Raw genomic sequence first — 21,079 nt, forward strand, 5'->3', positions numbered from 1 at the left:
AAAAAGGTATCATTGGTAATAATACCTATCTCTACGTAGTCTTAACCTCGTTAAAGAATGCGATTAAATACAAGGTTGAGTTAATCGTCACTTTGGTTAATTACTACCCTCGGAGATAGTTATGATACTCAAGAAAACGTTACTCGCCACTTCTATCATCAGCTTAAGCCTTGCACTCAGCGCCTGTGGAACCACCACTACGAATAGTGACAGCAACGAATTCATCAAAGTAACCGAGCAAAACTACGCGTTTGCAGAGACAGCACGCAACTATCGCAATTGGGCAGCACTCGGAGCTAACCAGCACATCACTCATATGAGAAATCTACCTCCACGTGGTAAAGCCGCCCCTACCGTGCAAATGAATGATGACACGCTTTACTCTGTAGCTATTGTTGAAGCGCAGAATGGATTTGTCACATTCGATATCCCGCAAACCGATGTCTATATGGCGGTTCAAGTAGTCAATGAGGGGGGACATGGTGAACATTACGTCGTGGGTGAAGGTTCTTACACAACCAAAGTAGAAACAGACTATGCCTTTCTGATTTACCGCACTGGTACTGAAAAGGGCCTAGATGCGGCGAGAACAGCTCAGGACAGAATTACGACTGACCAGTTGAAATTTGGTACTTATCAAGTCAAAAACTACGACTATAAAGAAGTAGAGGCATGGACTTCAAAGTTAACCGCAGAAACACAGGGTAAAGTCTTCGCTTACACTTTTCCACGTTCATCGTCTGACGTTACCGATCTTCATCAGTGGAACTTAGAAAATGCCAACGGCTGGGGGGGCTCTTCGCCTGAAGCCAACGTCGCTAACCTATATACTAACTCGATCATGTTAAAGGCGAATCAGTGCCAGACAACAACATTCGAGAGTCCTGACTCCAAGTACTTTACATCTGTTACACCCTATGACCAAAGCCGCTACCTGATCGATGGTGCTAACCATGTATCATCAAATAACTGGCAGAAAAATGCAGATGGCTCCGTCACTGTCTCTTTCAACTGCGGACAAGAGGCAGTCAACAACATTGACACCAACGGCCAAGACTTCTCTTTTACCGTTCGCTATTACGGCGTGAACCAAAAAGTACTGGATGGGAAAGTCACACCAGAGAAAACCGTGGTTAAGTCATAACCTTAACTCGATTCCTAAAACTTATGATGCGCTCATAGCGCATCTCTTTCTATCCACTTCTTTTGCTACGCCTTAATCGAACTTTAATCACCACGAAGGAGAATGCATGATTCCTGTTGTTTATAGCGACTATGCCACGAGTATTTTATCTCAATTGCGCCGCAGCGGTGTTGATGTTCACGAGTTTGTCTCTTCGGCTGGTCTACCGACCGAATATGAACAAGCGGAACCTACATTTCTTCCTTTGCAAGCAGTCTTTCGTCTGGTTCAACTTACGTATGATCAACTGGGTCCTGAATCTGGGACGCACCTAATGCGCGTTGCATTGCGAGAGCATATTGTTCCACAATTGCTATGTAGCGTTGGTTCAGAGACTACTCTCAAAGAAGCATTGAAACGGGTCATTGATGCACTTAAAGTTCAGTTACCCCAATCGGACATTGAGTTGAAACTATTTGGCGATCATTTTCTATTTTCTCGCTACAAAGCAGTAAATACTGAAGATACCACTTTTGTCTGGTCCGAAGTGTTTAGTCTTTGGGCAATGATAGAAACCATTCAAGCGTTAACCAAAACAGATTGGATACCAACGCAAATACACTTGCAGTCATTGTGTCATGACAACATTACCCAGTGTTTTCCAGCAACAATTCAGTTTGTTCAGGCTCGCACTGTTAGTGGCGTGGTCATTGAACATTCACTGGCGCAGTCAACTATAACAGTTACGAAAGATGAGACAGGGTTCCGTGAAGAGGAAGAGGAAAACAACGGGATTTATTACAACGCGATCAGTCATATATACAGCGCGCTTCGTCCGTATGTATTAGAAATTAAGTTTGACCTAGAGCGTGCAGCTCAAGTGATTAATGTTAGTAAACGCACACTACAACGTCGGCTCAAAGAGCAAGGCATTACTTTTCGACAACTGCGAGATAACCTGATTTTAGACATGGCGATGGAACAACTACAGCGCGGTGAAACAGTATCACGCGTCGCTGTTAATATGGGCTTCTCAAGCATATCTCAGTTCTCGCGCGCTTTTAAGCGACTGACGGGCATCTCGCCATCGCGTATCGCTCTTTATCCACTTTAGGTGCTGTTCGATGTTACCTATTCAACGCGCATCAATTAACCGCCTGTAGCAACGCAAGTTTGTTTGGAAACGAACCATATCCAGGCCCGCACACTCTGGTTTGTTTTCATCAAGCTCACTATGTTGAACAATTCTTACCTCACCAAACTGTCTTTCCAGTTGATAGATAACCGACAACGCTGCGTTCAACTGTTCATCAGTAAACACACCTGAACGACCTATCAAGCATATCCCAACAGATCGAGCGTTATGCCCTTTCACATGAGCACCTACTTCAAAAGGACAGACCAAGGAATCGCTATTCAACGCTCGTCCAGTTTCGATGTGACCGTTATAGCAAGGATGATAAGATTTGGCGCTCAGCCAACCATTCAAAATCACGTAATGATAACCAATCCCTTGCCAGCCTCTCGCAAGGTGCCATTTCGCAATGAGCGCAGCGTTACCAAAATGAGAATCAGAACAATGCAACACGATGGTTACCATGTAATTTGCTCCTTCACACTCTGTTCGAGGGTTTTGGCGGAGTTCTCACTTTGTGCTTTTGAAGCACCGGTTACCAATCGAGTGACGGAATTAGAGATGCCGCGCTTTTCGGCACTTCTCCCTAATGCGTAGGCCCCCGCTACTGTTCCCCACATATACAGAAATGCCGATAAAATTGCCGTAGAGCTTTCAATGACGGCCGAGCTCGCTTCAAGATGCGAAAGTAACGCTACTCTCAGTCCAAGCAGTTCTAGAAACACAAACAAAAGCCCTGCATAAATCACTGTTGGCCTTGCTCGCTTAGTGTAAAGATCAGATTGGTGAAGCTCAGCGATAATGACATCTTTCGAGGCACTGATTTCTCGTTGGTAAGTATCGTGGATTTGTTTTTCGCGCTCTGCGATTAACTGTTCAAGTTGCACCTTAAAGAGCTGTTCATTTTGTGCTAGCTGTGAAGTAATCGCCGCCATCTGTGCTTTAAACTTAGTGCGATTTTTCTGCGCTGAGGCGCTGTCTCTGCTCTTTTCTTCATCCGTATAAAAATAATCGTCTACGGCAGATTCTACCTGTTCAATAATTGAAGCTGCATTACCAGTCACAAATCCCCAGATCTGATTCCACATATTCACGTTCTCCTTATTCCTTTACACATCAAAACGTTGGGTAGAGAAATTATAATGACAACTTGAACAATGCCGTCGCATGAAGTACGAGGTTTTTCGACCGTATTCACATGAGACGATGAAATGTTACCAAGGACTAGGAACAATTAGTTGAATAGTGCTGAGAGTGACTAACGTATTTCGTTTTCTAGGCTCACCACGTATTGTTTTGCATCAACAGTAAGATGAAGCAGTGGTTTCATCAGTACCTCATCTGACGATGACAGATTTTTCACTGTGACCTGACTAATATCTCCCGTTGCCATTTTGATTAAATATGCTTTGTCATTCACGAAACTACTTTGATCGATAGATTGGAACTGCACAAAAATGAAATCTCGATTGAAGTCCTCATACAGTTCTACACAGGGTGCGGCATCAGATTGACATTGAGGAGGCACATCCGTTAGTGGTAAGCGATATTTATCCGTTACATTCCGGAGGATATGAATGTATTCACTTCGCCCAACGGGTTCTCCATAAAAGTGACTGTCGTCATCGCATTTGATATTCGCCAGTTCGCCCTTAGAATCGTGAGAAACGGTAAGCGATTTGTCTACAGTATGATGAGACAGCGTGTTTTCAGTTAAACCAGAGATTTCAAAGCCGCGATGATTGAGCTCCATCAAGAGATAAGCTGCGTCGTTGCTGCCATAGAGCCCATCAGTATAAGTGTAGGTATAGCGACCATTTTGGGCTTGATATTCCGACGCGGCTCCGCGTGAATACCCTTCACTCAGTGTTTTCATGGTTCCTAGCTGTCGCTCCGTTATAGTCAACTCAATGTTATTCGGTTTACCGTAACGGTATGTCGTTAACCCTGTCTTATCAGCACAGAAACTAACAACCTTATCATTACGAAGCTCGCATCCCGCTAGCCAAGTTTCTTCTTGGTGACACAAAGTACTTGCCTGACTCAACACAGGCACCAATGCAAGCAGTGATAATAAACAAAATTTCAACTGATCTTCCTTTCTAAACCCAATCCTTTCGCGGCGAGTCTAACATAGCTAATCGAATGAACTAAATGCCCGCGTTGGGGAACGTTAACCTCTCTCATCTGATAGTTAAGTATGGTTAGTACAATATGAGAATACGAGATCATGAACACGACAAACGCTACCCTCCTTGTGGCACAATAACGCCCTCATGCTTGAAACTATAGCGAACCTCCCAAAACTATCATTCTCAGCAGGAACCTCGAATGAATAAAGAGATGAAACTACTCGTGGTGGCAATTGTCATTGCTTTACTGAACATCATTTCCCACTTGTTGCTTTCAAAATACTTTACCGACTTCCCTTGGCTAGAAATCTCCTTGGCGTCCATTCCTTTTATCATGATGCTTTTGTGTGTGTTTGCGGTTCGCTACGCTGCCAATGCCTTGAAGGAAAAACGTTCTGCCGATGATCGCTAAAGGCTCTAAGGCGGCATTAAATGGTTACCTTTAAGTCCTTATGTTGCTCAGCGCATTAAGTAATATAGTCACTAACCTAATACAAATATTTATATTGAAAAATCTAGGGTGTATACTTAGCAAAGTGAAATTAAAAAGTTTGTACACTGGAAACTAAATGTTAATAAAAAAAATGGACGCACCATTAGATATGCAAATAGGTGCGAGATTTGAAACTAAAAAACATGGTTATGTTACTGTTGTTGAATACTACAATACACATACCGTGATTGTTGCGTTTGAAAACACCGGTAATATACGTTCAATTACAGCCGCTAAACTTCGAAGTGGTCAACTTACCGACCGTTCTGTTCCTGTTCAATCATCAATGGTTGGTGAAACTATTCAATCACCCAATCATGGTTTGTTAACTATAATTCAAGTTGAATCAGATAACATTGTCGTATTGGAAAATGAACTCGGCGATGAAGTTCGTATGCTCTTACCAGCTGTACAAAAATTGAGAGACAAGGCCGAAGAAATGGTAGAAGATTCCGATAAACCTCAACTACCAACCTCATTAAGTGCACTTACAAAAAGAAATAAAAAGACCAAAGACGTCAATAAACTCCTCAAGAAAATGCTCACTGATTATGGTAAGTAATAAGATAGACATCTATCACTTATAAACAAATGAAAATTCATTCATATACACAGATCACACTATTTCTCTTCTGATATTTCATCACTACCATCCTATTTAATCCACAAATAACCCTTAAGTATTAGTGTTCAAGTTTTAATCGAAATCACTCCGCCAATACTGTGATCCAGATCATAAGGTCAACTTGATTTTGTGATTTGGATCCATGGCAACCCCGCTATTTTTCGTTATGATGCAATCAATCCAATAGAGAGGTGAACGGCCTCCTTCTCAATAACTCTACAGAGAATGACGATATGAAAAAGATAATGGTTGTGTGCGGAAACGGTCTAGGTACTTCATTAATGATGGAAATGGCAGTTAAAGAAGTAGCTAAAAAAATTGGTCTAGACGCAGAAGTTGATCATGAAGATCTATCATCAGCAGCATCAAGCAACGCTGATATTTGGGTAGCAGCTACTGACGTTGCAACGCAATTAGCAGACGCTGGTAAAGAGAATATTGTTAGCCTAGCGAATATTTTTGACAAAGCTTCAATTGAAGAGCAATTAAAAAAATTCATCTAAGGAAAAAATATAATGGCTAACTTCTTCGAGTTTATGCTGGGCTTATTAAAAGAGCCCGCAATCATGGTTGGTTTGATCGCTTTTATTGGTCTTATTGCACAAAAAGCTGATATTTCAACCATTCTAAAAGGCACTATTAAAACCGTAATGGGTTTCCTAATTTTAGGTTTTGGTGCTGGCGCTTTGGTTGGCGCACTAAATAACTTTTCCACTGTATTTACAGAAGCATTTGGCGTAAGTGGTGTTATTCCAAACAACGAAGCAATTGTTGCTCTAGCACAAGAAGCATTCGGTTATGAGATGGCACTAATTATGTTCTTCGCATTCATCGTTAATATTCTTTTGGCTCGTTTTACACCGCTAAAATATATTTTCCTGACTGGTCACCACACTATGTTTATGTCTATGCTAGTTGCAGTTATTCTGTCAACAGCAGGTATTACGGGTGCGACTCTAGTTGCGATGGGTGCAATAATTGTTGGTTCGCTAATGGTCATTATGCCTGCTCTAGCTCAGAAATATACTGAAAAAGTTATGGGTACCGATCAATTAGCAATGGGTCACTTCTCAACACTGTCCTACATTGTTGCTGGCTTCATTGGTAGCAAGTTTGGTAACCCAGAAAAATCAACGGAGCACATTAATGTTCCAAAGAGCCTTATGTTCTTGCGTGATACGCCTGTCGCTGTTGCAACAACTATGGCTGTGTTCTTTATGATTGCATCTATCTTTGCAGGCGGTGAGTTTGTAGAAGGTGTTTCGGGTGGTCAAAACTGGGTAGTATTCACCTTCATGCAATCTCTGACTTTCGCAGGTGGCGTGTACATCGTACTGCAAGGTGTGAAGATGCTGATTGCTGAAATTGTACCGGCATTTAAGGGTATCTCAGACAAACTTGTACCAGGTGCAAAACCAGCACTAGACTGTCCTATGGTATTCCCAGTTGCTCCTAACGCTGTACTAATTGGTTTCCTATCTTCATTCTCAGCAGGTCTTGTAGCAATGGGTATCCAAGGAATGTTTGACTGGACCATTATCGTAGCAGGCGTTGTTCCTCACTTCTTCGTAGGTGGTGCGGCAGGTGTTTATGGTAACGCAACAGGTGGTCTACGCGGTGCAGTACTAGGTGCATTCACTCAAGGTCTATGTATCTCGTTCCTACCAATGTTACTACTGCCAGTACTAGGCGGTCTAGGTCTTGAAGCAACGACGTTTGCTGACTTCGACTTCGGTGTAGTTGGTCTGATTCTAGGTTGGATTGTATCATGAGCATCATGAATCTAATTGGAGATAACGGCATCGTTATCTCTCACGAAACGAACTTAAGCGTAGACGCAGCGTTAGACATCACCTGTTCAAAACTGATTGAACAAGGTAAGGTCGAGCCAAGTTATTTGGAAGCAATTAAGGCTAAGCACAAAGAAATTGGTGCTTACTATGTACTAGCTCCGAAAATCGCCATGCCACATGCTCGTCCAGAAGACGGCGTGAATGAGAAAGCGCTTCAGATCACCGTATTTAAGAATGGTGTTGACTTAGAATCAGAAGATAACGGAGACGTCTACTTCTCGGTCACATTGGCAGCGATGGACTCTGATAGCCATATCCAAACTATCATGGCATTAGCAGAACTGTTCCAAAACGATGAAGACGTAAACGCCATCATTGCTGCGGAAAATGAAGCCGCTATCGTGGAAATTCTTAAAAAGTACTAGGGGTTTGAAAGTTGCGTTAAGTACGCTCTTAAATTCACAGTAGCTAGATTGAAAAGACCTATTCATATAGGTCTTTTTTATGCATTCAGTTCTAGTTTTAGATTGAAGCTTGTCAGCAAATAAAGTCCTCATAAAACTCGTCGTTATTCCCTTTTCCCAATCGAATAAGAATTTTTAAAATTATCGTTGACCTGTCTATAACTTCACACTTTATAGTGACGACATCACATAAGCGAAGAACAGCGGCTTGATGCTTAAACAAGCGTGGCCAAATAGCAGGTAATTGCATGAAAATCAGAATAGAAACTCACGAAGATACAAAACAGATCCACTCAATAACATACCAAGCATTTGAGAATCATCCACATCACGAACCAGGTGCGAAACCGACAGAACATCTCATTGTCGACGGACTTCGTCGTGACAACGCACTTACCGTTTCTCTCGTATGCGAAGCCAATAACGAGGTTATCGGTCATATTGCGTTTTCACCGATCCTAATAAATGGTGAAGCTTCAACTTGGGTTGGATTGGGTCCTGTATCTGTTCTTCCAGAACATCAAGGTAAAGGCATAGGCGGAGCGCTGATTCGAGAAGGGGAAGCTCAAATCAAACAACTCGGTTATCAAGGTATTGTGTTACTTGGAGACCCAAGCTATTACGGACGTTTTGGTTTCGAGTCCCATCCAAACCTTACGTTTGCAGGTGTCCCAGCGGAATACTTCTTAGTGAAAGGATTTGAGAATACTATCCCTAAAGGCGAAGTAAACTATCACAAGGCGTTCTTTGAAACAGCATAGGACATAACAAACAAATAAACCTCTCTGCATATCACAATGCAGAGAGGTTATTCACTATTATGAGTTTACTGTTGGCACTGTTGAAGGCTACCTAGCATCGCCAGCAACAGCTGACTGTATTGGTCTTTACCTACTGCTATATCGGCACCGATAGGATCCATCACACCGATGGTAGTGACAGTAGAGTTTTCAAACACTGAATTCACCAGTTGCGGATTAAACTGAGGTTCCGTAAAGACACAAGTCACACCGAGCTCTTTTACCGTGTTGCGAATTTGAGTAATACGCGCGGGGCTTGGCTTCGATGCGTCCGATACTGATATTGCTCCTGACGCTAACACTCCAAAACGTTGTTCGAAATACTGATAGGCATCGTGGAATACAATGAATTTAATACCGCCCAAATTCTGGGTTTGCTGTTTTATCTCAGAAGTCAGTTGTTGTAAGCGCGAAATCGTCGCTTTGGCGTTCTGTTGATAGATCGATGCATGCTCACTATCAGCTTCAGAGAGTGTTTTAGCGATGGCTTTAACCCATACCTCGGCATTTTGAGGATCTAACCAAACATGTGGGTCATGTCCTTCATGATGGTGGTCATGATGCTCTTCCTGGTGTTTATCATGGTGCTCAGCATCGTGATGTTCATGCTCATCATGATGAGCCTCATCTCCATGGTGTTCGTGCGCCTCAAATGTTGCACCCTCTCGGAAGTCATACAAGGTTGTGCCATCAACTTCCATCATCTCAACTTTCTTTGCTGATCCCGCTAAGCTGGATAATGGTTTTTCGAGCCAAGGGGTCAACCCCTCGCTAACCCAAAATACAACGTTCGCTTCTGAAAGCGCTTTGGCCTCAGATGGACGCAAGTGATATTCATGTGGTGATGACTCTGGACGAATCAATAAGTCAGGCTCACCTACGCCATCCATCACCTGAGACACTAACGAATGCAATGGTGCAATATCCACTGCCACATTGGGTACCTTAGCGTAAGCGTTTGAAGCCACGAGCAAACTAACCACCACGCCTGATAAGGCTTTTTTAAACATTTTCTTCTCCCTGTTTTTTTAAGATATAAGATTGGCAACTTAAATTGTTATGTTATAACATAACTTTTATTCCAGATATCTTGCAAGCTACTTTTCTTTGCTCAGATATTTGCTAAGAGTCATTACACTAGGTGAGAGAAGGTGAATGTTGATTTCATCACACGAGCTGTCAGTTAAATTTGGCAGCCATTTAATATTGGACAACGTAGATATCTCGGTAAGTCAGGGGGAAATAGTCACGATTGTCGGCCCCAATGGGTCAGGTAAATCCACACTCTTGAAGACCTTGATAGGCGCAATCTCCCCGATTAGCGGTCACATCGAGCGCAGTGAGAGTTTGAAAATCGGCTACGTGCCCCAACGTTTACATATTGATGAAACCCTACCTATGACGGTATATCGCTTTCTAACGCTTCCTCTGCGTCATCCCAAATCAAGGATCAAACAAGCCTTGGAGCAAGCTGGTGTTGCTAATTTAGAAACTCAGCAACTTCGATCGCTATCAGGCGGGCAATTACAACGCGTTCTATTGGCTAGAGCACTTCTGGAGAAACCGTCCCTACTGTTACTAGATGAGGCCACTCAAGGGCTTGACCAACGAGGTACTGTCGATTTCTACCAACAAATCGACGCGATCCGCAAACAAACAGGATGTGCTGTCATCATGGTTAGTCACGATCTTCACGTTGTTATGCGAAGAACAGATCGGGTGATCTGTTTAAACGGACATGTGTGTTGCGAGGGTGTTCCAGAGAAGGTCAGTGCGTCACCGGAGTACAAAGCACTATTTGGTTTGGATGATGAAGACGTGTTAGGTGTCTATCGACACCACTCTTCCCCAATCGCTCTCCAAGAAGGAAGACTCAATGTTGGATGATTTTCTATTGCGAGCGGCCTTAGCAGGTGTTGGGGTTACACTAGCCGCCGCGCCATTGGGCTGTTTTATCGTCTGGCGTCGCATGGCCTATTTCGGTGATGCCACTGCTCATGCCTCTATGCTGGGTGTTGCATTATCACTGGCATTTTCTCTGCCTATTTTTCCAGGCGTGCTATTTATTGCGCTACTAATGGCCATAACCGTCTCTACCTTCAGTGGCAGAGGTTATGCAATGGATACCTTACTCGGCGTCATGGCTCACTCGGCATTGGCAATAGGCCTCGTCGCAGTCTCATTTTTATCTGGGATTCGCCTCGATCTGATGGCCTATTTATTCGGCGATATTCTGGCGGTAAGCAAAACCGATTTATTGGTGATTTGGCTAGGTACGTTGCTGGTTGTTGGACTGATTGGCTTTCGTTGGTCTGGATTACTGCTCTCCACCTTAAACAAAGATCTCGCGCTAGCAAGTGGCTATTCTCCCAAAAGAGAGCAGCTGATTCTCACAATCGCACTCGCTGTCGTCGTTGCGGTCGCCATTAAAGTGGTGGGTGTGTTGCTGATTGTCGCCATGCTGATCATTCCTGCTGCCACCGCCCGCCCATTTAGCCGAACCCCCGAAATCATGGTTGTATTGGCGGCGGTTATTGGCAGCAGTTCCAGCGTTGTGGGTTTACGTACTTCTTACCTAATGGATACACCTACTGGCCCAACGATCGTTTGCATCGCCGCGGGGCTATTTCTTGTTTCAAGCTTGGTTTGGAAAGTGACCGTCAAACGTCAAGAGAATGGAGGCTAAGCAACTATGCATGACTACTTAACCAATACAGCCACAGATCTGGGAATGTCCCCTTCACTGCCACTGAGCCTACAACCCAGCGCTCTGACGAGAATTTATCAGCCAGAACACAACATCGCGGTTTGGCATCGCTCACTCTCAACAGAGATGACTCAAAGTATAGAGTTGCTGCTTCAAGAGCAGACATCATTAGCGCTAGTGCAAACTGTCACACCCAGCAACACTGCACATTGGGTAAAGGAAAAACTGGCTGGTCATGATTGCGCCGATGCTTTAGGCGAAGACATTGCGCTTATCGTTGACATGTTCTGTTGCCTATTTGATTTAAAGGAGGCGGGCTTGCGTCTGACTCGTTTAGATAAGCCCATGTGTCCTAAATTTCATGTCGATCATGTCCCTTGTCGACTCGTGACGACTTATCTTGGCAGTGCGACCCAATGGCTAAGTAATAACGACGTTGACCGCAGTAAACTCGGTGCAGGAAGTCATGGTAAGCCCGATCATCTGTCTGGTATTTATCCTAATGAGGCTAGTATCAATCAGCTGTCTTCTGGTGACGTTGCATTGTTAAAAGGCAGTGGATGGGAAGGTAACGAAGCGTTAGGGCTGGTTCATCGCTCACCTGAGGTTCTGCCAAATGAACGAAGGCTGTTACTCACATTAGATATGGTATAGCGATTATGGGTGACATTAACGACATCATTGAGCATGCCGAAAAGCGCTGTAAGACTCGCGGTAAACAACTGACATCTAAACGTAAATTGGTCCTAAAAGCGTTAGTCCATGCTGATAAAGCGTTATCCGCCTATGACTTAGTTGATTATTGTAAGACGCATTTTGACCAGAATATTCAAGCAATGTCGGTCTATCGTATTTTGGAGTTTCTTGAGAGCGAGCACTTTGCTCATAAGCTCAATGTTTCTAACAAATACATCTTTTGCTCTCACATTCTTTGCGAACATGAGCACGGCGTTCCTCAGTTCCTTATCTGTTCTCAATGCAACAAGATCAGTGAACAAATCATTGATCCTAATGTGGTATCCGGCCTCCAGTCACACGCCAAAAAGGAAGGCTTTACCGTGCTAAGTCCACAATTTGAGATCAGCGGCGTGTGCGACGAATGTACGAGAAACGACTAATCACCAACATTTAGTAGCCTATTTCACCCAAAGGAGTCCCTAATTCCCATGTCTGCCACGCTTATCAAGAACGCTCGCTTAGTCAATGAAAGAAGCATCATTGAGACGGATATTAGAATTGTTGGTCAGCGAATCGAGAGGATTGCATCCAACATTAGCAGTAAACCAGGTGACACCGTTGTCGATGCTCAAGGTGGCTACATCATTCCTGGGATGATTGATGATCAAGTCCACTTTCGCGAACCTGGCCTTACGCATAAAGGAACGATTGCAAGTGAATCTCGAGCAGCCGTAGCGGGTGGTATCACTAGCTATATGGAGATGCCAAATGTCAATCCAGCCACAACAACCATTGAAGCATTAGAGCACAAATTTAGCATTGCAGAGCAAAGCTCTTTCGCCAACTACTCATTTTACTTGGGTGCCACCGAAGACAATCTTGAGCAGATAAAGCAGCTTGATCCTCAGAAACATTGTGGCGTGAAGGTCTTTATGGGTGCTTCAACTGGCAATTTATTGGTTGAGGAGCCAGCCGCTTTAGAGGCTATATTTCGCGACTCACCAGTGCTCATCGTCACTCACTGTGAGAGCGGTGCTGTAATAAAGCAAAACCTACAGAAGTTAGCACAAGACAAGTCGCCATTGACCATCGACGATCACCCAATACTCCGCGATGAAGACGCGTGTTTTGCTTCCTCATCCTACGCCGTTGAGCTGGCAAAGAAGTATCAAAGTCAGTTGCACGTTCTACATATCACTACCGCAAAAGAACTGGCTTTGTTTGAGTCTGGTTCAATCGATAAAAAACATATCACCGCCGAAGCGTGTGTTCATCACCTTTGGTTTAGCAACAAAGACTATGAACGCCTTGGTAATCAAATTAAATGCAATCCTGCTATCAAATACCCAAGTGACCGTGATGCTTTGCTTCAAGCTCTGAAGACGGGAAGAATAGATATTATCGCTACCGATCATGCACCGCACACTTGGGCAGAAAAACATGTGCCGTATGAGCAAGCCCCAGCTGGACTGCCTTTGGTTCAGCACGCCCTACTCAGCTTACTCGAGCAAGTGCATCAAGGTCACATGACTATAACGCAACTGGTTGAGAAAACGGCCCACAACCCTTCACTCCGTTATGGTATTCAGCAGCGCGGATTCGTTCGCGAAGGTTACTATGCCGATTTGGTTCTCATCGACCCAGATACGACGACCCTGGTGACTAACGACAATAGCCTGTACCACTGTGGTTGGTCGCCATTTAATGGACACTCTTTCTCTGCGCAAATCAACAAGACTTGGGTAAATGGCAATCTCGTCTATACCAATCAAAAAGTGGTTGAACAGCCCGTAGGAGCAATGAGATTGGTATTCAATAAATAGCTCATACGACTTTTAATCATGCGTTACAGCGCAATTTTCACTCACTGTTGAACAAAGAACACTATGCTAAGAAGAAACCCCAATGGCCATATGCCGCAAGTCTCTGAAACGGCTTTCATCGATCCCACTGCAATTATCTGCGGCAAAGTTATTATCGAAGACAATGTTTTTATTGGTCCTTATGCCGTTATCCGTGCTGATGAAACCAACGAACAGGGCGATATGGAAGCGATAGTCATCAAAAGAGACACCAATATTCAAGACGGTGTCGTTATTCATTCCAAAGCTGGAGCTTCGGTAATCATCGGTGAGCGAACCTCAATTGCGCACCGCTCTATTGTTCACGGGCCTTGTGAGGTCGGCAACGATGTATTTATCGGCTTTAATTCCGTTGTGTTTAATGCTGTCATAGGGGAAGGATGCGTGGTACGTCATAACTGTGTGATTGATGGGCTTGACCTCCCTCAGCACTTTCATGTCCCACCTATGACCAATATCGGTGCAGATTTTGATTTAAACAGCATTTCAAAAGTGCCACCTGAATACTCGGCGTTTTCCGAGTCAGTAGTATCTGCAAACCATACGCTAGTTCAAGGGTATAGGAGAATCGCTAATGAACTATAACAACCAGTCCATTAAAGCGGTTCCTACCAATATCATTACTGGCTTTCTTGGCGTCGGAAAAACGACGGCAATTCTTAATCTTATGAAGAACAAGCCAGACAACGAGCGTTGGGCAATTCTAGTTAACGAGTTTGGAGAAATCGGCGTTGATGGTAGCTTAGTTGGTGGACAAAACAGTGACAACCAAAACGTCTTCATCCGTGAAGTTCCAGGTGGGTGTATGTGCTGTACTGCCGGATTACCAATGCAAATTGCACTGAACCAACTGCTGTCAGAAGCGAGGCCCGATCGCTTATTGATCGAACCTACAGGTCTTGGTCATCCCAAAGAAGTGTTGGAAGTACTCTCTACAGGGCACTTCCGCCAGATACTATCACTAAAAAAGAATATCACCCTAGTCGATGCTCGCCGTTTAGCGGACACTCGCTACACAGATCATGATACCTTTAACCAACAGATCGCTATCGCCGACACTGTGGTGGGTAATAAGATAGATCTGTATCAAGAAGGCGATACCGATAAGTTGTCTGACTATGTCGCTCAAATGAGTCGGCCCAAAACCAAGGTTATCTTCGCTGATCATGGCGTTATCCCTTTTGAAGAGTTTGAAGGAAACACTACAATTCATCAACACCCTCCTCACCACCATCATCACGGCCACAACAAACCACTTGCCTCTGAAATACCCCTACCAGAAACCGGAATTCTCAAAGCAGTCAATGAAGGAGAAGGCTTTCAGAGTGTGGGCTGGCGTTTCTCTCCCGAGAAGATCTTTGATCGTAAGAAGCTGATCATCTTATTGGTCGAGCTCAAGGTCGAACGTATGAAAGCCATTTTTATCACCGAAGATGGCGTTTTTGGTTACAACCTGACGTCAGATGGCCTATCGGAAGTGCAGCTTGATGATTGTGCAGAAAGCCGTATAGAGCTAATAGCCGAGAGTATAGACAGTGATTTTGAAGCGCAGATACTCGGTTGTCTTCAAGAGTGAATGAACCCATTTTTCGATCTGCTATTAAAAAAGGAGAGCGGTTAATGCGCCGCTCTCTGCTACTGCATTCCTTAACGAATTATAAACTTTGCTGATGCGCTTCAATCAATGCCAACATTTTAGCTTCTGCGGCTTGATTAGCTTGGGCATAGTCCATCTCTGGCGGAAAATCGCTGATGACCTCGTAGTAGCATTTAAGCTTGGGTTCGGTGCCTGATGGGCGCACAATGACTCGCGATTGATCCTCAAGCAAATAAATCAGCACATCACTAGCTGGCAAATCGATGGTTTCTGTAGCGCCATCGGCGAACTGTCGAATGGATGTATTAAGATCTTCAATGACTTCAATACGCTTACCTGCAATCTCTGTAGGTGGGTTGCTACGAAGCTTCTCGCCAATAGGTGGTGACTTGGGATCTAACGCAATACTTCGCTGGGCATTAAAGTAGAAACCATGCTGACGATAAAGTTCTTCAAGCTTATCCCACAGCGTTTTGCCTTGCGCTTTGAGCTTACCGGTTAACTGTGAGAACGCCACAAGTGCAGAGAGCCCATCTTTATCCCACACTTTATTGCCAACCGTATACCCTAGTGCCTCTTCATAAGCGAACAGGAACGGGTAGGCCACGCTCTCTTGGGTCATTGCGACATTGGTTAGCCATTTAAATCCAGTCAACGTTTGGTAATACTCAGCACCATAAGCCTTGGCAATACTGCTGAGTAGGCGAGACGAAACGATGGTATTCCCCACCAGCGCATTAGGTTGACCCGCCAACAAGTAATCCCCAAATAGTGACCCTACTTGATCTCCCGTCAGCATTTGGTACTCACCATCAGGACGTTTAACTGCAACTGCAAAACGATCAGCATCTGGATCGTTGGCACAGGCAATATCTGCACCTACAGACTTGCCGAGTGCCATCACCATATCCATTGCTCCAGCTTCTTCTGGATTTGGGAAGTTAACGGTTGGGAACGTACCGTCCGGTTCTCGCTGCTCAGCTACACTCGCCACTTGGTTAAAGCCTGCATCTGCTAACAGCGTTTCTGCCATATCAGCACCGACACCATGCATCGCAGTATACACAATGGAAATATCCGTATTGCTATCCGGTGTTAGTAGTTCACTTTGGTTTATAGCCTTACGATAGGTTTGATAGTAATCCTCTTCTAACCAAACCAATAACCCCTGTTGTTTCGCTTGGTCTAAGGGTAACAACGTTAGAGGTTGAGTCGTAGCATCGTCAATCTGTGCCGCAATACCAGAGTCATGTGGAGGAATAATCTGCGCCCCGTTTTCCCAATAGACTTTAAATCCATTGTATTCTGGTGGATTATGACTGGCCGTCACCACAACGGCTGCTGCCGCATTTAATTCGCGAACACCAAAGGCAACGATAGGCGTTGCTGCAACTTTATAGGTCAGATACACCTTGATACCGAGCGCTGTTAGAACGGACGCGGTATCGTGCGCAAACTGCTTGGAGTCAGGGCGTCCATCATAACCAATCACTACACCTCGCGATGAGGCCTCGCTAATTTGTTCGAGAAGATAATGACCTAACCCAGTTGCAGTTTCTTGAATGACTAAACGATTCATACGATTTGGTCCAGCCCCCACTTTACCGCGTAAGCCCGCAGTACCGAATACAAGGCGAGAGCTGAATCGATCTTTCAACTCTCGTTCATCATTCGAGTCCACCAGCAACCGCAGTTCTTGTTGAGTCATTGGATCAGGGTCGCGTGCTAACCATTGAGTAGTATGTTCAGTCATAATGATATTTCCTTAATTGAGACAACCTGATGGAGAGGGACATCTTTCAGGTTCTCATTTGTCTATTTAACAATAGTAAATGACTCTCACTATCATTAACGAGAGAGCAACCGATAAAATGAATTTTCAGTGAAGAGCTACCTTTATTGTTCACTTTTTCCGAATACTTAATTTAAATTAGACCCAATTATCAAATTTTATTAAATGAATACAATGAGCAGACAATAAACATCAGCCACTCAGGACATTCAACATGAGCAAGTTATTTGAGCAAACAGAGATTAAAGGTCTAGGACTTCAAAATCGTATCGCGATGGCACCAATGACTCGAGCACGTACCAGTCAGCCGGGCAATATTCCTAATGATATGATGGCCACCTACTACCAACAAAGAGCCACCGCTGGATTGATTATCTCCGAAGCGACACAGATTTCCGATGACTCTCAAGGCTACTCTTTCACTCCAGGTGTTTATACCGATGAACAGGTAGCCGGTTGGAGCAAAGTGACGCAAGCTGTGCACAATGAAGGCTCAAAAATGTTCTGCCAACTTTGGCATGTCGGTCGAGTATCTCATCCTACGTTCCAAAATGGTGAAAAGCCAATGGCACCCTCTGCTTTGGCACCAGTAGAAACTCAAGTGTGGATTGCAGACGAAAACGGCAATGGCAACATGATCGATTGTGTCGAACCACGCGAAATGACCAAAGACGACATTCAGCGTGTGGTTAACGATTTTGCCACTGCTGCAAAGCGTGCTGTAGAAGCAGGATTTGATGGTGTCGAAATTCACGGTGGCAATGGCTACCTTATAGACCAGTTCCTTCGCACCAATTCTAACAAACGTACCGATGAATATGGCGGTACACGAGAAAATCGTATTCGTTTCTTACTTGATGTTGTGGATGCGGTTGTCAGCGCGATAGGCGCTCACAAAGTCGGCGTCCGATTAGCACCCTTCATAACTTTTAAAGATATGAATTGCCCAGACATTGTACCGACCATTCTTGACGCAGCGACAGAACTGCAACAACGTGATATCGCTTACTTACATTTATCTGAAGCAGATTGGGATGACGCGCCTGAAATTCCTGAAGCATTTCGTATCGAGCTTCGCAAACGCTTCGACAACTGCATCATTGTCGCTGGCGGTTACACCCAGCAAAATGCAGAGGCCGTGCTAGCTAAAAACTACGCCGATATTGTCGCCTTTGGTCGCCCATTTGTGTCTAACCCAGATTTAGTTTCTCGCTTAAAACAAGACAAACCATTAGCGGAATTAGATGGCGCAACTCTGTTTGGTGGCAATGACAAAGGTTATACCGATTACCCTACAATGCCATAACCCTCAGGCCCGCCGTTTGCGCGGGCTTTTTTTGTCACCAATTTCCTACATGAGCCCAGCTTTTCTTCTGATTAATCATGTATTAACTCTTCGTAGCCCCTTCATTTGCACAAAATATGACCTCGCTCAAAAATATATGCATCGTTAGGAGTATGTTAGGAGCGATCATATTTCAGGAGTGAAAAACATGACTGCTTCAAAGATGTTTGTAAGGGATTTTCTGGGATTACTATTAATCGTATGTACTGTGCTTGCTGGACTGAGTGTCTTGCTTTGTCTACTGGCATTGTTCGCCTATATAAACCACGAGGCTCTCATTGCCTCAACCTTCTTCCATGAATCCTATTATTTAATTGCATTTATTATCCCGCCATATTTCATCGCTAGATATATTAATCGCTCAGAAACTCTCGCAGCAGTAGATCAATACCTGCTTATGAAGAACAAAAGTGAGACCTGAAACCCAAGTCTCAGCGTCAGTACAGCAAACGTTTGCAATCAATTAAGAACGCACTATCATTCGCGATCATAAAAACACAATAATTAAGAGCTACTATGAATATCAAGCAAACGTTACTCGCCACGACGATCGCTGGCTTAAGTACTTTTTCACATGCTGCCCAAAAAGTCGATCTGATGATCACCGACGCTCTCGTGCTTACAATGAACCAAGAGAAGACCGTGTACCAAAACGGCACTGTGGTTATCGATGACAACAAGATTGTCGCCGTAGGCGACGAAGCACTAGCCGAACAATATAAAGCCAAACAAACACTTGATGTTGATGGTGATATCGTGATGCCCGGACTAATCAACACCCATACTCATGTATCAATGACCGTGTTCCGCTCTCTTGCCGATGATGTGCCAGATCGCTTACACCGCTATATTTTCCCGCTTGAAGCTAAATTGGTGTCTCGTGATATGGTTCGTATCGGGGCAAATCTTGGTAACGTTGAGATGGTGAAAGGTGGTGTTACCACATACGCTGATATGTACTATTTTGAAGATGAAGTGGCAAAAACCGTTGATGAAATCGGTATGCGTGCAGTGTTGGGCGAAACCGTGATTAAATTCCCAGTAGCAGATGCTGCCAATGCTGATGAAGGCATCAAATACGCTTTGAACTTTATTGAAGAGTATAAAGACCACCCTCGTATTACCCCAGCGTTTGCTCCTCATGGTCCTTATACCAATACGACAGAAACGCTACAGAAAATTGCTAAGCTATCTCTAGAGCACGACGTGCCTGTCATGATCCATCTTGCTGAATCTCATCGTGAACAAGAGAAAATCGCAGAACGTTCCAATGGCATGTCTCCCGTTCAGTATATGCACAGTATCGGTGCGCTCAATAAAAACCTTGTTGGTGCTCACATGATTTTGGTCGATGACGAAGACATCAAGTTGGTGAAAGAGTCTGATATGGGTGTGGCACACAATATGAGTGCAAATATCAAATCGGCGAAAGGTGTTTCTCCGGCGCTAAAAATGTATGACCAAGGTGTACGTATTGGCTTAGGTACTGATGGCCCTATGTCTGGTAACACACTAAGTACTATTGACGAGTTCAATCAAGTGGCTAAGGTCCATAAGCTGGTCAACAAAGACCGAGCAGCGATGCCTCCAATCAAAGTTATCGATATGGCGACCATGGGCGCCGCACGTGCACTGCACATGGAAGATAAAATTGGCTCACTAGAGGCTGGCAAGTTGGCAGATATCATCGTCATTGATACCAAAGCGCCAAACATGGTTCCGGTTTACAACCCTTATTCGGCGTTAGTTTACTCAGCGAACTCCGCTAACGTTAGACACACTATCGTTGATGGTAAAATCATCATGAAGGACCGTGACATGCTAACCGTAGATGAAGATAAGATTCGTGAGGAAGCATTAGCGTTTACGGAAGTGGTTCGCAAGACAGTCGTTGAAGCTGGCGAAGTGGTTCAATAGATATCTAATACACCCGTTAAAAAAACGCTTGGTGTTAACCAAGCGTTTTTTGTGAAGCTACTTAAAGCTATCGAGCAACCAATAGCTCACCGGATTATCCGGACATTGATACGGACCACATTCAATAAAGGTCGACAGCACATTAATAGCTACCGCCACGATAGCCAAAATACAGACGACTCGACCAAACTTACTCATTTGGTAGTGGCCATCACTCCAGTCTTTATTCCAAAGTACCAATAACAATGCAACTCCCGCGATAGTCATAGCAAAAATCACAAAAGCCCACGTGTAATAGTGCATTCCCAAAATCGGGCTACCAAAACCCGGGGTTCCCGGAATCACATGCAGTGAAACCTGCCGAAGTGCTGTCGCCGCACCAAATAAAGCCCCCACTAAAATGACGCCATAGTGACGCTGCTCCGTGCCATACACGATATTGAGCAGGAATCCAAACATAACCATTACAAAACCTATCCGTTGCAACAAGCAAAGTGGACATGGCAGTTCATTCCAAGCAACCTGTAAAACCGACCCCATAAGCAAAACAAAGGTGATCCCAAGTAATCCAAGCGTGTTCAGCAAGGTGATGTGCTTCTGATTCATATATGGTCAC

At 44.3% G+C, this 21,079-nt stretch carries 23 protein-coding genes; 17 read left to right on the plus strand and 6 right to left on the minus strand.

All coding sequences use genetic code 11. From position 1 onward, the window contains the following. Positions 1-121 precede the first annotated feature (121 nt). On the plus strand, positions 122-1,144 hold the full coding sequence (locus AWH66_RS23695) for a DUF1254 domain-containing protein (RefSeq protein ID WP_063603181.1): 1,023 nt from the start codon (positions 122-124) through the stop codon (positions 1,142-1,144). 106 nt (positions 1,145-1,250) lie between these two features. Continuing rightward, complete coding sequence (locus AWH66_RS23700) at positions 1,251-2,237, plus strand: helix-turn-helix transcriptional regulator (protein WP_063603180.1); 987 nt, start codon at positions 1,251-1,253, stop codon at positions 2,235-2,237. Positions 2,238-2,258: 21 nt separating this feature from the next. Here AWH66_RS23700 and AWH66_RS23705 read toward each other — a convergent pair whose 3' ends face one another. The 3 genes from AWH66_RS23705 to AWH66_RS23715 form a co-directional block, all read right to left on the minus strand. Further along, positions 2,259-2,723 (minus strand): N-acetylmuramoyl-L-alanine amidase, encoded by a 465-nt coding sequence (locus AWH66_RS23705; RefSeq protein WP_063603179.1) that lies wholly within the window; start codon positions 2,721-2,723, stop codon positions 2,259-2,261. After that, a complete protein-coding gene (locus AWH66_RS23710; RefSeq protein ID WP_063603178.1) occupies positions 2,717-3,346 on the minus strand; it encodes a 3TM-type holin in 630 nt (209 codons plus the stop codon). Before AWH66_RS23710 ends, AWH66_RS23705 begins: the two co-directional genes overlap by 7 nt. Positions 3,347-3,516: 170 nt before the next feature. Then, on the minus strand, positions 3,517-4,347 hold the full coding sequence (locus AWH66_RS23715; protein WP_063603177.1) for a hypothetical protein: 831 nt from the start codon (positions 4,345-4,347) through the stop codon (positions 3,517-3,519). A 242-nt stretch (positions 4,348-4,589) separates the two neighbouring features. Between AWH66_RS23715 and AWH66_RS23720 the strand changes: the two genes are divergently transcribed. The 6 genes from AWH66_RS23720 (at position 4,590) to AWH66_RS23745 (ending at position 8,526) form a co-directional block, all read left to right on the plus strand. Then, positions 4,590-4,802, plus strand: a complete 213-nt coding sequence (locus AWH66_RS23720; protein WP_063603176.1) for a hypothetical protein — start codon at positions 4,590-4,592, stop codon at positions 4,800-4,802. Positions 4,803-4,959: 157 nt separating this feature from the next. Continuing rightward, the gene (locus AWH66_RS23725) at positions 4,960-5,445 is read left to right on the plus strand and encodes a hypothetical protein (protein ID WP_063603175.1); all 486 of its coding nucleotides are present in this window, start codon (positions 4,960-4,962) and stop codon (positions 5,443-5,445) included. 296 nt (positions 5,446-5,741) lie between these two features. Continuing rightward, positions 5,742-6,011: a PTS sugar transporter subunit IIB gene (locus AWH66_RS23730; RefSeq protein ID WP_063603174.1), complete on the plus strand. Its 270-nt coding sequence runs from the start codon at positions 5,742-5,744 to the stop codon at positions 6,009-6,011. Between the two features lie 12 nt (positions 6,012-6,023). Further along, positions 6,024-7,280, plus strand: coding sequence for a PTS ascorbate transporter subunit IIC (locus AWH66_RS23735; RefSeq protein WP_063603173.1), 1,257 nt, complete (start codon positions 6,024-6,026; stop codon positions 7,278-7,280). Then, positions 7,277-7,726, plus strand: a complete 450-nt coding sequence (locus AWH66_RS23740; protein ID WP_063603172.1) for a PTS sugar transporter subunit IIA — start codon at positions 7,277-7,279, stop codon at positions 7,724-7,726. The genes AWH66_RS23735 and AWH66_RS23740 overlap by 4 nt, the downstream gene beginning before the upstream one ends. Before the next feature lie 287 nt (positions 7,727-8,013). Next, a complete protein-coding gene (locus tag AWH66_RS23745; RefSeq protein WP_063603171.1) occupies positions 8,014-8,526 on the plus strand; it encodes a GNAT family N-acetyltransferase in 513 nt (170 codons plus the stop codon). 65 nt (positions 8,527-8,591) lie between these two features. Here AWH66_RS23745 and AWH66_RS23750 read toward each other — a convergent pair whose 3' ends face one another. Further along, on the minus strand, positions 8,592-9,575 hold the full coding sequence (locus AWH66_RS23750) for a zinc ABC transporter substrate-binding protein (RefSeq protein ID WP_063603170.1): 984 nt from the start codon (positions 9,573-9,575) through the stop codon (positions 8,592-8,594). A 145-nt stretch (positions 9,576-9,720) separates the two neighbouring features. On the opposite strand from AWH66_RS23750, the gene AWH66_RS23755 reads away from it, so the two are divergent. From AWH66_RS23755 to AWH66_RS23785, 7 genes are all read left to right on the plus strand, one after another. Continuing rightward, entirely contained in the window at positions 9,721-10,452 is a 732-nt protein-coding gene (locus tag AWH66_RS23755; RefSeq protein ID WP_063603169.1) for an ATP-binding cassette domain-containing protein, read from the plus strand. Further along, positions 10,442-11,251 carry a metal ABC transporter permease gene (locus AWH66_RS23760; RefSeq protein WP_063603168.1) on the plus strand — a complete coding sequence of 270 codons (810 nt, stop codon included), beginning with the start codon at positions 10,442-10,444 and terminating at the stop codon, positions 11,249-11,251. The genes AWH66_RS23755 and AWH66_RS23760 overlap by 11 nt, the downstream gene beginning before the upstream one ends. Before the next feature lie 6 nt (positions 11,252-11,257). Further along, positions 11,258-11,926: a DUF1826 domain-containing protein gene (locus AWH66_RS23765; RefSeq protein WP_063603167.1), complete on the plus strand. Its 669-nt coding sequence runs from the start codon at positions 11,258-11,260 to the stop codon at positions 11,924-11,926. Positions 11,927-11,931: 5 nt separating this feature from the next. Further along, a complete protein-coding gene (locus tag AWH66_RS23770) occupies positions 11,932-12,390 on the plus strand; it encodes a Fur family transcriptional regulator (protein ID WP_063603166.1) in 459 nt (152 codons plus the stop codon). Between the two features lie 48 nt (positions 12,391-12,438). After that, entirely contained in the window at positions 12,439-13,773 is a 1,335-nt protein-coding gene (locus tag AWH66_RS23775; RefSeq protein ID WP_063603165.1) for a dihydroorotase, read from the plus strand. Between the two features lie 63 nt (positions 13,774-13,836). Next, entirely contained in the window at positions 13,837-14,397 is a 561-nt protein-coding gene (locus AWH66_RS23780) for an LbetaH domain-containing protein (protein WP_006069242.1), read from the plus strand. Further along, on the plus strand, positions 14,387-15,388 hold the full coding sequence (locus AWH66_RS23785; RefSeq protein ID WP_063603164.1) for a CobW family GTP-binding protein: 1,002 nt from the start codon (positions 14,387-14,389) through the stop codon (positions 15,386-15,388). The genes AWH66_RS23780 and AWH66_RS23785 overlap by 11 nt, the downstream gene beginning before the upstream one ends. A gap of 79 nt (positions 15,389-15,467) precedes the next feature. Here AWH66_RS23785 and AWH66_RS23790 read toward each other — a convergent pair whose 3' ends face one another. After that, the gene (locus AWH66_RS23790; protein ID WP_063603163.1) at positions 15,468-17,162 is read right to left on the minus strand and encodes a phospho-sugar mutase; all 1,695 of its coding nucleotides are present in this window, start codon (positions 17,160-17,162) and stop codon (positions 15,468-15,470) included. 253 nt (positions 17,163-17,415) lie between these two features. Here AWH66_RS23790 and AWH66_RS23795 point away from each other — a divergent pair, with 253 nt between their 5' ends. Then, complete coding sequence (locus tag AWH66_RS23795) at positions 17,416-18,507, plus strand: alkene reductase (protein ID WP_063603162.1); 1,092 nt, start codon at positions 17,416-17,418, stop codon at positions 18,505-18,507. A gap of 555 nt (positions 18,508-19,062) precedes the next feature. Beyond that, on the plus strand, positions 19,063-20,463 hold the full coding sequence (locus AWH66_RS23805; RefSeq protein ID WP_063603160.1) for an amidohydrolase: 1,401 nt from the start codon (positions 19,063-19,065) through the stop codon (positions 20,461-20,463). Positions 20,464-20,520: 57 nt separating this feature from the next. Here AWH66_RS23805 and AWH66_RS23810 read toward each other — a convergent pair whose 3' ends face one another. Continuing rightward, positions 20,521-21,069: a disulfide bond formation protein B gene (locus AWH66_RS23810; RefSeq protein ID WP_063603159.1), complete on the minus strand. Its 549-nt coding sequence runs from the start codon at positions 21,067-21,069 to the stop codon at positions 20,521-20,523. Positions 21,070-21,079: the final 10 nt, after the last annotated feature.

Origin of the sequence: Vibrio barjaei (assembly GCF_001639065.2) — a bacterium.
GTDB classification, from domain to species: domain Bacteria; phylum Pseudomonadota; class Gammaproteobacteria; order Enterobacterales; family Vibrionaceae; genus Vibrio; species Vibrio barjaei.

Bases quoted from the DNA above. Each gene is read 5' to 3' on its own strand.
- AWH66_RS23695 (WP_063603181.1), top strand. From the start codon at position 122: ATGATACTCAAGAAAACGTTACTCGCCACTTCTATCATCAGCTTAAGC.
- AWH66_RS23700 (WP_063603180.1), top strand. From the start codon at position 1,251: ATGATTCCTGTTGTTTATAGCGACTATGCCACGAGTATTTTATCTCAA.
- AWH66_RS23705 (WP_063603179.1), bottom strand. From the start codon at position 2,723: ATGGTAACCATCGTGTTGCATTGTTCTGATTCTCATTTTGGTAACGCT.
- AWH66_RS23710 (WP_063603178.1), bottom strand. From the start codon at position 3,346: ATGTGGAATCAGATCTGGGGATTTGTGACTGGTAATGCAGCTTCAATT.
- AWH66_RS23720 (WP_063603176.1), top strand. From the start codon at position 4,590: ATGAATAAAGAGATGAAACTACTCGTGGTGGCAATTGTCATTGCTTTA.
- AWH66_RS23725 (WP_063603175.1), top strand. From the start codon at position 4,960: ATGTTAATAAAAAAAATGGACGCACCATTAGATATGCAAATAGGTGCG.
- AWH66_RS23730 (WP_063603174.1), top strand. From the start codon at position 5,742: ATGAAAAAGATAATGGTTGTGTGCGGAAACGGTCTAGGTACTTCATTA.
- AWH66_RS23735 (WP_063603173.1), top strand. From the start codon at position 6,024: ATGGCTAACTTCTTCGAGTTTATGCTGGGCTTATTAAAAGAGCCCGCA.
- AWH66_RS23740 (WP_063603172.1), top strand. From the start codon at position 7,277: ATGAGCATCATGAATCTAATTGGAGATAACGGCATCGTTATCTCTCAC.
- AWH66_RS23745 (WP_063603171.1), top strand. From the start codon at position 8,014: ATGAAAATCAGAATAGAAACTCACGAAGATACAAAACAGATCCACTCA.
- AWH66_RS23750 (WP_063603170.1), bottom strand. From the start codon at position 9,575: ATGTTTAAAAAAGCCTTATCAGGCGTGGTGGTTAGTTTGCTCGTGGCT.
- AWH66_RS23755 (WP_063603169.1), top strand. From the start codon at position 9,721: ATGTTGATTTCATCACACGAGCTGTCAGTTAAATTTGGCAGCCATTTA.
- AWH66_RS23760 (WP_063603168.1), top strand. From the start codon at position 10,442: ATGTTGGATGATTTTCTATTGCGAGCGGCCTTAGCAGGTGTTGGGGTT.
- AWH66_RS23765 (WP_063603167.1), top strand. From the start codon at position 11,258: ATGCATGACTACTTAACCAATACAGCCACAGATCTGGGAATGTCCCCT.
- AWH66_RS23770 (WP_063603166.1), top strand. From the start codon at position 11,932: ATGGGTGACATTAACGACATCATTGAGCATGCCGAAAAGCGCTGTAAG.
- AWH66_RS23775 (WP_063603165.1), top strand. From the start codon at position 12,439: ATGTCTGCCACGCTTATCAAGAACGCTCGCTTAGTCAATGAAAGAAGC.
- AWH66_RS23780 (WP_006069242.1), top strand. From the start codon at position 13,837: ATGCTAAGAAGAAACCCCAATGGCCATATGCCGCAAGTCTCTGAAACG.
- AWH66_RS23785 (WP_063603164.1), top strand. From the start codon at position 14,387: ATGAACTATAACAACCAGTCCATTAAAGCGGTTCCTACCAATATCATT.
- AWH66_RS23790 (WP_063603163.1), bottom strand. From the start codon at position 17,162: ATGACTGAACATACTACTCAATGGTTAGCACGCGACCCTGATCCAATG.
- AWH66_RS23795 (WP_063603162.1), top strand. From the start codon at position 17,416: ATGAGCAAGTTATTTGAGCAAACAGAGATTAAAGGTCTAGGACTTCAA.
- AWH66_RS23805 (WP_063603160.1), top strand. From the start codon at position 19,063: ATGAATATCAAGCAAACGTTACTCGCCACGACGATCGCTGGCTTAAGT.
- AWH66_RS23810 (WP_063603159.1), bottom strand. From the start codon at position 21,069: ATGAATCAGAAGCACATCACCTTGCTGAACACGCTTGGATTACTTGGG.